Origin of the sequence: Bartonella elizabethae F9251 = ATCC 49927 (assembly GCF_000518165.1) — a bacterium.
Taxonomy (GTDB): Bacteria; Pseudomonadota; Alphaproteobacteria; order Rhizobiales; family Rhizobiaceae; genus Bartonella; species Bartonella elizabethae.
This window is the reverse complement of the sequence record NZ_JADB01000001.1, coordinates 365172-377885: the sequence shown is the minus strand read 5'-3', so window position 1 is coordinate 377885 and position 12714 is coordinate 365172. Positions and strand designations below refer to the sequence as shown.

The window sequence follows — 12714 nt, the reverse complement described above, 5'->3', positions numbered from 1 at the left end:
TGTTCTTTATACTTTCTACTCTTTCAAGATAGGTCACCTTGTCCTTTTCTCTTTAATTTCCTCTTTTGTTTCTACCTCCAAACCACACCAAATACGATTTTTTAAAATATAAACAAGTCCTGCAAAAATGATTAAAAATAAAATAACACGAAAACCGGTTTTTTTACGAATTTCCATATGAGGATCAGCAGCCCACATCAAAAAAGCAGCAACATCACGCGCGTAATGTTCAACAGTTTGGGGGGTTCCATCTTCATAAGTAACGACACCATCACTCAAAGGAGGCGCCATGGTTAAAGAATTACTGGCAATAAAATAAGGATTATACCAATAACCATCTGCAACTTCTACCTCCTTTGGCGCTTCCTGATATCCTGTTAAAAGAGCGGTAATATAATCTGGACCGGCTGTATCATAATGCGTTAACACATCAGTAATTAAAGCAGGAAATGGCAAAGATACGCCACGTGCCCGTGCCATCAATGATAAATCCGGAGGATACGCAGCATTTAAAGCAAATCTTGCTTCTTCTTCATTTGCAAAAGGAGAAGGAAAATAATCCGTTGCGACCCCAGGACGTTTAAAATTTTTTCCTTCACGATTAGGACCATCGCGCACTTCATATTGTGCTGCCCAAGCTTTAATCTGTTCTTGATCATAGCCAAGAGCTTTTAAATGGCGAAAAGCCACATATTTTAGCCCATGGCAGCTGGAACAAACTTGTTTATAAACCTTTAACCCACGCCGCAATTGCGCCTTATCATAAAACCCAAATGGTCCTGAAAAACTCCATTCTTGTTTTGTAGGAATCCGTAAAGGAAAAGAAGTCAGTTCCTCCTCTTGATCCAATCGATCAGAGGCATGACTGCCCCCACTCTGAACAGAAAAGCTCATAGTAATAATAATCAATCCAATAAAAACATTTACCATAATCTCTTTTTTTCCTGTTGCAGATCTTGCATAATCGAAGAAGGAAGAGGACGACTTTTTTCAAACGTAGGCAAAATCGGCAAAATAACCAAAAAGAATATAAAATAATAAATCGTAGCCAATTGCGTCCATAAAAGAATTCTGTCACTTATTTCTCTTGAACCCAGCCAACCAAGAAAAACGACGTCAAAAACCAACGCCCAAAAGAAAATTTTATAAATAGGCCGATACCTTGCCGAACATATTTTAGAGCGATCTAACCACGGGACAAAAATTAATACGAGAATCGAGCTGACGAAGAGAACAAAGCCCACAAAAGTTGAAGAAAAAATACCGATATCAAAAGTTATAGCACGCAGCATCGCATAAAAAGGCAAAAAATACCATTCTGGAACGACACGAAGCGGTGCCTTTAAAGGATCGGCCACGCTATAATTTTCGGCTTGCCCCATATAATCGGGCATATAAAATAAAAACCAAGCAAAAAAGATCAAAAAAACAGTAATGGCAAAAATATCTTTGATAAGTGCATAAGGCGAAAACGGTACCGTTTCCTTATCTGATTGTACAGCAAGACCCGTTGGATTTCCCTGCCCCACACAATGGATTGCCCAAATATGAAGTCCCACAAAAAGAAGCAAAACAAATGATAGAACATAATGAAAAACATAAAAACGATTCAATGTTGGTTGTCCTACACCATAACCACCAAGAAGTGTTTCATGTAACCATACTCCCACCAAAGGTATCGTTTTTAAAAGCCCTGCAATCACTGAGGCGGCTGAAATAGACATCATCCCCCAAACAAGCACATAACCAAAAAATGCGATTGCCATCATGATGATATAAATAAAAATCCCTGTGATCCACACCATTTCTCGCATATTTTTATAAGACCCATAATAAAGTCCGCGCGCCAAATGGATATAAACGGCAATAAAAAAAAACGAAGAGCCTACACTATGCCATGGACGAAAAAGCCATCCAAACTGGCCTTCACGCCGAAATCGTTCACCCGTTTCAAAAGCCAAATGAATATCTGGAACATAATGCAATGACAAGACAAGACCAGTCAAAAGCTGTGATAAAAGCATAAGGGTCAAAATACCGCCAAACGTATAAAAGTAATTAAGATTACGCGGAACAGGAAAAATCACAAATGCATTATAAAAAAAACGAGGAAGAGGAAAACGCTTATCAAACCAACGGGAAAGAGCATTTTTAGGACAATAAGGAGGAAACCTTGTCATGACCTTATCCTATTTTGAGTAAAGTATCAGAAAGAAACTGGTAAGGGGGGATCGCCAAATTATAGTTCGCTGGACCTGACCGCACTCTTCCAGCGGTATCATAAACAGACCCATGACACGGGCACAACCACCCTCCAAATTTCCCCGATTGCCCAAGTGTTACACAGCCTAGATGCGTACAAAGATTAATGACAATAAGCCAATTTTCACGGCCTTTACCGGCTGAACGCGCAAAATCCGTCGCTTCTTTTTCACCTTCAAGATTAGGATTGCGGGCTTGGCGATCTTTTAGAAAACTCAAACTCGTAGCGCGCGCATCAGCGATTTCTTTTGCCGTACGGTTTCGAATAACAACGGGCTGTCCTCGCCATTTCACCGTCACCGACATCCCCTCTTCAATACCGGAAAGGTCAACCTCAACAGAAGAAGATGCCAAAACAGCCTCATCTGGGCGGAACTGACGGATAAAAGGCCACGCAACAATCCCCATTCCAACTGCTCCTGCAACAGCTGTTACCAAAAACAGAAAATCCCGCCTCGTCTGCTCACCCATTGCCTTAACTTCAAAGAGACACGTTGCTAAAACATCTTTTTATCATACCCTCTCCCATTGCACAATGCTTGGATCAATCACCACTGTCTTAACCCATAAAAATACCTCTGTAAAAAATTTCAACTCTTTGAATAACTGATATACAAAAACCTAGTTTAACGATAATTTATCATCCTACAAAGTAAATAAGAAACCTAACTATCCTAGGTTTATTTCAAACCTCTGTTCCTATTCAATCAATCAAAACCTTTCCCTTCCCTGATAAAAACCGAGACGCTTAAAGAAAAAACTTTCTTGTTATGGTCAAATCTCCGTCCCAATGAAAGATCCAACCTCATTAAATATCCTTTCTTTGCACCATATCGCTCAATCGAAGAAAATCCCGAATCATGAGGTTCCCTCTTATCTCAAACAAATCTTTGACCGTAACTTTTTCCTGAAACTTAAAGTGCATAAAAAATAAATACAAAAATCATATATTTCTTGACCATATTTTTCGAATAAATTACAGCACTTCTTTACAAAGCTGAAAAAAATCATATTACAGAGAATATGACACTTCATATAGCTCTTTTCCAACCTGATATTGCTGGTAATACCGGAACAATTTTACGTCTTAGTGCTTGTTTTGGTTTACATGTGCACATTATTGAACCCGCAGGCTTTAACCTGTCGGACCGTAATCTCAAACGTGCAGGATTGGATTATCTCGAATATGCTTCCTTAGAACGACATATGGATTGGCAACATTTTTTAAGCTCTATGAAACACTTTAACCGCCGTCTTTTGCTTTTAAGTACAAAAGCAAAAACATGCTATACGCAGATAGACTATCAAAAAAATGATGTTGTACTTTTTGGTCGTGAATCAGCTGGCGTTCCCGATTATGTCCATGAAGCTGTCGATTACACATTGAAAATTCCCATGAAACCACAGGCACGCTCTCTCAATCTCGCCATGAGTGTAGCCATAACAACAGGAGAAGCACTGCGCCAAATTGGTTATTATGAAGAAAACTGTAATCTATAAAAACACAACACTTCTATCAAAGCATTAATAGAATATCAAAATACATAAACTCTGGTTTTCAAATAAATAGAAAAAACTATTTTTCAAGAATTTTACAAATCTTAAAAGCGCATACTTTTCAACGATACTTCTGGAATAAAGCCTCTAAAAGCTCATAAGCTATCCTATAAATATAGTTAAAGCGTATAACACCTGCCATTGCCCAATACCCAAGTGCTGATAAAATAAACGTTTCTTAGTGCCCATTACCTCCATTTCATATCACCATCTGTGAATGATTAAATCCCTCTCATATTAATATGCATTGAGCATCCTTCTCTTTATGCTCATACAAAATACAAACCGTTATCATTATTCTCTCTAATCTGTTCTTATTTTCCAGAATCTTTATCTTTGATAGGAGTTATTAAGAAGTATTTTTCCCCTATAATCGTTTTTTCTCACACGACTTCCCTCGCTTGTGGCGAATAAGGCAATAATTTTGACTGAGTAGTATGAACAAGTTTGAAATAAGATAATCTTACGATATTTGGCGCTCTTATTCCATATGAGTAATGGTAAATTATTATTATAAATCAATTTTTTCTAATAAGGCATGACGATCCATTAAAAATCCACTTTCAACCCATATCATTTCTAGTTCTTTAAGCTTTTTTCCTAAAAGGATACCTTTTGAAAAACCTTTTTTTATTAAATCGTTACCGTTAATGGGAAACGTTGGAATCTGCCATTTTTGAACAAGCTGATAAAGTTTGAGATACTCTTCTGTTTTTTGCAAAGCATTCCCTTTTTCTGGAATATCGGCATGTAATGCAGCCACTGACAAGGATAATTGATCTAAAACCGGCTGTCGCCCCTGAAAATAAATCAATTTTTGTACAAAATGATCAGAACAGTTTTGGCTTATTATTTCTAACTCTGCCCATTCCTTTAACCGTGTTGTTTCCTTATGGGAAAAACGCAAACGTTGTGCCATTTTATGAAGACGTCCAGGATCAGGAGGAAGAAGACTTTCTAGCCGTAAAAATGGATCAACTTTCCAACCAAGCATCTGTTCTGTTTTCACCAATGCGTGAATTGCATCAATGCCCCATTTTTCTGTTTCAGGAAAAATGAGTGACAAAATTCTGCTTTGTCGCATCCATAAAAGAGCACGTGTTGGATCAGAAGCTAAAAGAAGCTTTTTCATTTCTGCCCAAATACGCTCAGAAGAAAGTTTTTTTAAACCGTGTTTTAAACGAACACATGCCTTCAACCCTTGCCCATCAGGTCGTCCCGCTCCATACCACGCAAAAAAGCGAAAAAAACGTAAAATACGCAAATAATCTTCACGAATACGATTTTCTGCAAAACCGATAAAACGAACTGTTCGGCTTGCAATATCGCTCAAGCCTCCTACATCATCATAAAGGTTGCCAGCGGCATCACAATAAAGGGCATTTATCGTAAAATCTCGCCGTTCAGCATCTTTTTTCCAATCACGCCCAAATACCACTTTTGCATGACGACCATCTGTTTCAATGTCGCTGCGAAGCGTTGTGACCTCATAAGAACATGAATGCGCAACCACTGTTATTGTACCAAAAGCAATCCCTGTCGGAATAGCTTTAAATCCTGCTTCTTCTACACGTGCAATAATCTGTTGCGGTAAGCAGGTTGTCGCAATATCAATATCACTAATAGGTTGCCCTAATAGTTGATTGCGCACTGCTCCCCCCACAATACGTGCCTCTTCCCCCTCTAAAGATAAAATACGAAGAAGTGTTTGGACATCACTTTGTTGTAACCACGCAGCCTGTTTGAAGTTCTGCCTTATATTCACCCTTTAACCTTTCAAAAAAGTTGTATTCATTGCTTTCAAAAACTCTCTTCATAAAACAAAGTTTTTAAAACATTCCTTATAAAACAAGCCTCTTTCTTTCAAAAAAACTTTTCTCTATCTATACATGAATATGAAAAAAAACGGCTTATGATGCTTCTTTTCTTCTCATTTTCTGTTACAAACAATAAGATATCCATTATCATGCAGAGAAAATTACCATTTTTGCGACAAACGCCTTAAGGAAAAAATATGAGTCACCGTGATCCAGCATCTAATTCTGTGAAAAAGGTTAATACTAAACATGAGGCCCAAGTCATTATTGAGGATATTGATACGGCACACAAAGAATTAGATATTATACAACAAGAAATTGACAAAGTTATTTTTGGGCAAAGTCATATCATTGAATATGCTTTAACGGCTATTTTTGCTGGTGGTCATGCTCTTCTTGTCGGTGCTCCGGGGCTTGCAAAAACACGTCTTGTGGAAACATTGGGAGCCGTTTTAGGACTTGATGAAAAACGTATCCAGTTTACCCCAGACTTAATGCCATCGGACATTATCGGTTCTGAAATCATGGATTCCGATAAAGAGGGGAAGCGTTCTTTTCGCTACGTTCAAGGTCCCATTTTCACACAGCTTCTCATGGCTGATGAAATCAATCGTGCCTCTCCACGCACACAGTCAGCTCTTTTACAGGCTATGCAGGAATATCATGTGACCGTTGCAGGAACCCGTTATGATTTACCACAACCTTTTCATGTTCTTGCAACGCAAAATCCTCTCGAACAAGAGGGAACCTATCCACTTCCTGAAGCTCAACTCGATCGCTTTTTGATGCAAATTGATATTGATTATCCTGATCTTACAACAGAGCGGCGGATCATTTTAGAAACAACAAAAGAAAAAAAATCAAATGTAAAAGCAATTTTATCCGCTAAAAAATTACAAAAAATTCAAAATATCGTCCGCAAAATGCCTCTTTCAGAAAATGTGATTGAAGCTATTTTAAAAATTGTCCGTTCAGCCCGCCCTGATAAAGACAATAGCCTTGCCAATACTTATGTTTCTTGGGGACCTGGCCCGCGCGCATCACAAGCTCTTTCACTTTGTGTTCGTGCGCGTGCTCTTTATTATGGGCGTTTAGCCCCTTCACTTGATGATGTTGAAGCGTTGGCATATCCCGTATTACAACATCGTATGGCGCTTAATTTCTCTGCTCGTGCTGAAGATATAACCGTAAAAGATATTATCAATAACCTTGTGAAAGATGCTCTTTAAATGGCTATTGGCAAAAAAGTTTTACAAAAACCTCCATTGTCGCTGGCAAAAGAGCTGTATAAGGATAATGGGAAAATGCCATATTTCCTTTTACAAGCGCGTCATATTGCCAATACACTGATAACCGGATGGCATGGGCAACGCAAACGCGGTCATGGAGAAAATTTTTGGCAATTTCGTCCCTATATGAAGGGAGAATCCATTACCCGCATTGATTGGCGTCGCTCAGCGCGTGATGAAAATACCTATCTCCGCGAGCACGAATGGCAAATGACGCAAACCGTTTGGCTTTGGCCTGATCAGAGCCCATCAATGCATTACTGTTCGCGCTTTTCTAAAATCTCTAAAGGCAATCATGCCATCATTTTAACCCTTGCCTTGGCATCACTTCTGGCACGGTGCGGCGAACATATTGCTATTCCCAACTTAGTGCCTCCCACAATGACATCCAATGTCATAGAACGAATAGCATTTGCTTTAGAAAATCATTCAGATGAAAATTCATTTCCAGATTTTTCAACGATTACACGCTTTTCACACACCATTATAATGAGTGATTTTCTCGATCACCCTGAAAAAATCATCCAACATTTAACTGCTTTATCGACAAAACAGGTGACAGCTCATTTAATTGAAATTGCTGATCCTGCAGAAGAAAGCTTTCCCTACACAGGTCATACGGAATTTTTTGATCCTGAAACGAAAGAAAAACACATTTTTGGAAAAGCAGAAAATCTTCGTAAGAGCTATTGTAAGCTATATCAAACACGTCGACAAGAATTGGTAAATTTTTGCGCACGCCAAGGGTGGTCTTATCACGTCAGTCCAACAGATCAACCTTTAACAGAGACCATTTTGCATCTTGCAAATACAATGGGCGACTCTTCATTGCAAAAAAGGAGGGCACTTTGAGTTTTACTGCTCCCTTTCTGTTATTAGGGCTCTTATTTCTACCCGTCATTTGGTGGCTGTTGCGGATAACCCCCCCATCTCCACGTAAAGAGCTCTTTCCTCCTTTCCGCTTCTTACCCAAACCCACTCATCAGCAGGAAAAAGCAAAACATACCCCTTGGTGGTTACTCTTGTTGCGTTTAACCATAGCCGCACTGGTTATCATCGCTCTAGCCCGCCCCACTTGGAATCAAAAACCTATAAGTTTTTCCGGATCTCAACCCCTTGCGCTCATTATTGATAATGGGTGGGCATCTGTAAAAGAATGGAAAAAACGTATCTCTAGCGCTGAAATGCTCCTTACACAGGCAGAAAAACAGCAAAAAAATATTTATCTTATTGCAACAGCTGAAAATGATATCTCCAATGTGGAATCCAAACCAGCAAAAGTTATAAAACAGTATTTAATGCATTTGCAACCGCGTCCTTGGCCTGTAAATCGTGTGCATATCTTAAAAGAATTCAGTAAAATAAACAAAGGAAAGCCTCTTGATATTGCTTATTTAAGCGATGGATTACAAACAAATGACGATGAGCAAACTTTTGCTCTACTTGAAGAATTAAAACCTAGAAACTTCTTGTGGTATTTGGCTGATATTTCCGATTTAATCGGCATAACATCCATAGAAAATAACAATGGAAATATGGGCGCGCGTATTATTCGCTCAACAACACACGGCACAACGCCCGCTACACTCAACCTTTACGATTCAAATAATCAATTGCTCGGTCAATTTACGAAAAATTTCTCTGAAGGCGAAACAACAGCACTTATTCCTTTTGATGTCCCCCTTGAACTACGCAACGATATCGCTTGGATAAAAGTCAATAACCAAAACCATGCTGCTGCAACTTTCTTAGTAGACAGCCATAGCAGGATAAGCCGTGTTGCTCTTCTCTCTCCCGATACCAACGAAATGACACAGCCTTTACTTACTCCGTTTTATTACATTATCAAAGCACTACAAGGTCATACACAGCTTATAAATTCCGGTGGAAGAGAACTTTCAACAGATATTGATCATTTACTTCAACAAAATCCATCTGTTTTCATTATGGGCGACATGGTTAATATCCCTGAAAAAGCAGAAAAAAAGCTTTCTGATTTTGTGAATAAAGGGGGGACACTCATCCGCTTTGCAGGAGAAAAACTCAGTAGTGCAGAACATTACGATAGTCTCCTTCCGGTACCGCTACGTCAGGGGCAACGTTCTCTTGGGAGTATTATGTCTTGGACAAAGCCACAAAAACTTGCCCCTTTTGCAAAAAATAGCTTTTTCTTTGACCTTCCTTTTCCAGAAGATGTCACTGTCTCGCGCCAAGTTCTCGCAGAACCAATCCCAGATCTTTTTGAAAAAACATGGCTCAGCCTTTCGGATGGGACCCCTCTTATTACCGCAGCAAAGCGTGGGAAAGGAACCCTCATTTTCATTCATATTGCCCCTGATCCTACATGGTCTAATCTTCCTCTTTCCGGATTTTTTGCACAAATGTTGCAAAAACTAATCACATTAGGATCTTTTGAAAACACAAACCCAACACACAGAGAAAAAAGAACAAGGGTACAAAATCCTTGGCGAACCATAGCCGCCGATGGACAATTACAAGTACCGTCCTCTGATGTTGTTCCACTGATCTTTGACACTCAAAATCCGCCCCGTCCTTCCTATCATACTCCCCCAGGGCTTTATGGGGTCAAAAATGACTTTTATGCGCTTAATCTCTTAAACCATTCATCGCGCTTGATGAAACAATCATCATTGCCAACTTCTCTTAATAAGAATCCTTTATCTTACGAGACAAAAGAAAAAAATCTTATCGGTCCCCTTTTAGGATTAGCCCTCTTATTATTTGCTTTTGATCATTTTCTCATTTTATGGATGGGAGGTATTTTTTCTTTTAATAAACGGCGTAATCTGTTTTTTCTTCCTCTCATCATTCTGATTGGCCTATTTTCATATGATCCAACGCTTCATGCACAAACGACAGAAAATCATCATGATAGTGTGCAAGCCGCTGGTGCAACACATCTTGCCTACGTTATAACCAACAATCATGAAATTGATACAACGAGTAAAAGTGGTCTAGAAGCTTTAAGCCAATTTATCGCAGAGCGCACAATGCTTACCCCCGGCTCTGTTAGAGCACTTGATCTCGATAAAGATGAACTCTCCTTTTATCCTCTTATTTACTGGCCAATTGATATTCAGAGTCCTATACTCAGCCCCCAAGCCATTGAAAAAATAAATAACTTTATGAAACATGGAGGAACCATTTTATTTGACACGCGTGATCAGATAAAAAGCAATCTTAATCTTGAAGGAGATGCTACTCCAGAAACGCAAAGATTACGAACCATCTTAAAAGGGTTAAACATTCCCTCCATTGAGCCAGCCTCAACAGATCATGTTGTTGCGCGTTCCTTTTATATTATGCCAGATTTTCCTGGTCTCTACCGTGGTTCACCTTTATGGGTTGAATCCTCATCAACGAACAAAAAAAATAAAAATTCTCTTAGCCTTGGTGATAATGTAAGTTCCCTGCTCATCACCGCAAATAACTTTGCCGGCGCTTGGGCACTCGATGAAAAAGGAACATGGAAATATCCCCTTGTTCCCAATGATCCAATGCAACGTCTATGGGCATTTCGTGCAGGCTTAAATATTGTCCTTTATGTGCTTACTGGAAACTATAAAGCAGATCAAATTCATGTTCCAGCGCTCTTGGAACGCTTTAAAAGAGAAAGAAGGCAATGATACCACTTTTCACTTTTCAGCCTTTTTTACCTCTCTTTTGGATTCTGCTTTTAAGCGGAATATCCATTCTTTTTGTCGTTGTTGGTCTTGTTACACAACGTCAAGGATCTTTATTTCGTCTGATGACATTGAGCGCTCTCATTCTTGCTTTGCTTAATCCAATGATTATCAAAGAACAGCGCGAACCGCTAAAAAGCACAATAGGTATTGTTATTGACCGCAGCAAAAGCCAAACTTTTGGAACACGGATAGACGACAGTGATAAAGCACGTGCGCAATTAATCAAAACATTGGCGCATTATCCACAATTTGAACCACGTTTTATTGAAGCTGGAAAACTGGCTGATCATCAATATACCCCCTCAACAAATTTGTTTGATGCTTTAACACAAGCACTCTCTGATGTACCACCCTCTCGTTATGCAGGAACCATTTTTATCACTGATGGACAAGTACATGACATTCCTGCCCTATCAGATCTTCATCATGAAGCCCCTCTTAATGCTCTGATCACAGGACGCTCAGATGAATTTGACCGTCAAATCAAGTTTATTTCTCCTCCACGCTTTGCTCTTGTCAACAAACCACAAAGGCTTTCCATTTTGGTAAAAGATCAAGGAGTCCGCCCAAAAACGATACCACAGAAAGCCAATATTACACTCAGTGTCAATGGACAAGAAGTTGGTCATTATTCTGTGACTCCTGGTATTATTTTTCAAACTGAAATTATCCTTCCCCATGCTGAAAAAAATATTATCCAAGCAACAACTGAACCTTATAAAGGTGAACTAAGCATTGAAAACAACCGCGCCATAACAACTATTGAGGGAATCAGAGAAAATTTACGCGTTCTTCTTATTTCAGGCGCCCCTTATAATGGAGAACGGACATGGCGTGACCTTTTGAAAGGTGACTCCAATATTGATCTTGTTCACTTTACGATTTTACGTCCCCCCACCAAAGCAGATAATACCCCTTTAAGCCAATTATCCTTGGTGGTCTTTCCCACAAGAAAGCTCTTTGTTGAAGAGATTAATAACTTTGATCTCATCATCCTTGATGGTTACCAACACTCTGATGTTCTACCTTTAATCTATTATGATTATATCGCCCAATATGTACAAAAGGGTGGTGCATTGCTGATGGTAACAGGACCTGAATTTACCCAAAAAAACTCACTTGCAAAAACACCTTTAATAAGCATTCTACCGGCATTGCCCAATGGAACTATTCTTGAAAAACCTTTTCGCCCCGCGTTAACCAAAGAAGGTGAACGTCATCCTGTCACAAGGGATCTTGCAACACTTAACCTTCCAGCTTCTCAATGGGGACGCTGGCTGCGACAAATTGCTATTCAAAACATAAACAACGGTACCGCCCTCATGAAAGGAGCCAATGAACAGCCACTTTTAATTCTTTCCCATATTGATAAAGGGCGTGTAGGTATGTTGCTTTCCGATGAAAGTTGGCTTTGGGCACGAGGTTTTGAAGGTGGTGGTCCTTATGCAACTCTTTATCGCCGAATTGCCCATTGGCTCATGAAAGAACCAGAACTTGAGGAAGAAAAATTAAGTGCGACCAGCAACCATCATCATTTAACAATTCGCCGCCAAACTCTGAAAGACCATCCAGAACCCGCTGAAATAACTTTGCCTTCTGGAAAAAAACAAAAGATCATCCTCACTCAAGAGCAAGAAGGTCTCTTCTCCGCAACTGTAGCTACTGATGAGACAGGGATTTTTACCATCAAAAATGACGATTTAACAATACTTGCTTCTGTAGGGATGCTCGATAATCTTGAATTGTTTGATTTAATTTCAACACAAGAAAAATTAGCCTCCATTATTAAGCACACGGGTGGCTACATCGGACGTTTACACCCTGAGGGAAAAGAAAACATTTATCTTCCTCCAATCAAGCTCATTCAATCAAAAACAAATCTGTCATCTTCCCCAGCACATTCAATTATTTTAAAAGAAGCGACAGAAACGCGTTTAATCGATACCTTTTATTTTTCGGTATTTTCTGGTTTTTTTGCCCTGCTTGTGTGTCTTTTACTGTTGAGCAGCATGTGGTATCGTGAAGGTCGTTAAAAAATACTGAGATTTTGTAGAGCAGTTTTTAAATTAAGCTGATCTTTTT

Annotated in this window: 9 protein-coding genes; 5 read left to right on the top strand and 4 right to left on the bottom strand. The window is 39.3% G+C overall.

What is annotated here, in order from left to right; all coding sequences use genetic code 11:
- Nucleotides 1–33 precede the first annotated feature (33 nt).
- The 3 genes from T429_RS0101855 to petA are packed head-to-tail and all read right to left on the bottom strand — an operon-like array spanning nucleotide 34 to nucleotide 2733.
- On the bottom strand, nucleotides 34–930 hold the full coding sequence (locus T429_RS0101855) for a cytochrome c1 (protein ID WP_005773830.1): 897 nt from the start codon (nucleotides 928–930) through the stop codon (nucleotides 34–36).
- Nucleotides 924–2180, bottom strand: a complete 1257-nt coding sequence (locus T429_RS0101850; protein ID WP_005773831.1) for a cytochrome b — start codon at nucleotides 2178–2180, stop codon at nucleotides 924–926. Before T429_RS0101850 ends, T429_RS0101855 begins: the two co-directional genes overlap by 7 nt.
- Before the next feature lie 4 nt (nucleotides 2181–2184).
- Nucleotides 2185–2733 (bottom strand): ubiquinol-cytochrome c reductase iron-sulfur subunit, encoded by a 549-nt coding sequence (gene petA / locus T429_RS0101845; protein WP_026500836.1) that lies wholly within the window; start codon nucleotides 2731–2733, stop codon nucleotides 2185–2187.
- 552 nt (nucleotides 2734–3285) lie between these two features.
- Between petA and T429_RS0101840 the strand changes: the two genes are divergently transcribed.
- Nucleotides 3286–3762, top strand: coding sequence for a tRNA (cytidine(34)-2'-O)-methyltransferase (locus T429_RS0101840; protein ID WP_005773833.1), 477 nt, complete (start codon nucleotides 3286–3288; stop codon nucleotides 3760–3762).
- Nucleotides 3763–4330: 568 nt separating this feature from the next.
- Here T429_RS0101840 and T429_RS0101835 read toward each other — a convergent pair.
- Nucleotides 4331–5584, bottom strand: coding sequence for a CCA tRNA nucleotidyltransferase (locus tag T429_RS0101835; protein ID WP_005773834.1), 1254 nt, complete (start codon nucleotides 5582–5584; stop codon nucleotides 4331–4333).
- A gap of 249 nt (nucleotides 5585–5833) precedes the next feature.
- Between T429_RS0101835 and T429_RS0101830 the strand changes: the two genes are divergently transcribed.
- From T429_RS0101830 to T429_RS0101815, 4 genes are read left to right on the top strand one after another with little or no spacing between them, the layout of a single operon-like run.
- Nucleotides 5834–6865, top strand: coding sequence for an AAA family ATPase (locus T429_RS0101830; RefSeq protein WP_005773835.1), 1032 nt, complete (start codon nucleotides 5834–5836; stop codon nucleotides 6863–6865).
- A complete protein-coding gene (locus tag T429_RS0101825) occupies nucleotides 6866–7777 on the top strand; it encodes a DUF58 domain-containing protein (RefSeq protein WP_026500835.1) in 912 nt (303 codons plus the stop codon).
- Entirely contained in the window at nucleotides 7774–10572 is a 2799-nt protein-coding gene (locus T429_RS0101820; RefSeq protein WP_005773837.1) for a DUF4159 domain-containing protein, read from the top strand. The genes T429_RS0101825 and T429_RS0101820 overlap by 4 nt, the downstream gene beginning before the upstream one ends.
- Nucleotides 10569–12665 carry a glutamine amidotransferase gene (locus T429_RS0101815; protein WP_005773839.1) on the top strand — a complete coding sequence of 699 codons (2097 nt, stop codon included), beginning with the start codon at nucleotides 10569–10571 and terminating at the stop codon, nucleotides 12663–12665. The genes T429_RS0101820 and T429_RS0101815 overlap by 4 nt, the downstream gene beginning before the upstream one ends.
- Nucleotides 12666–12714: the final 49 nt, after the last annotated feature.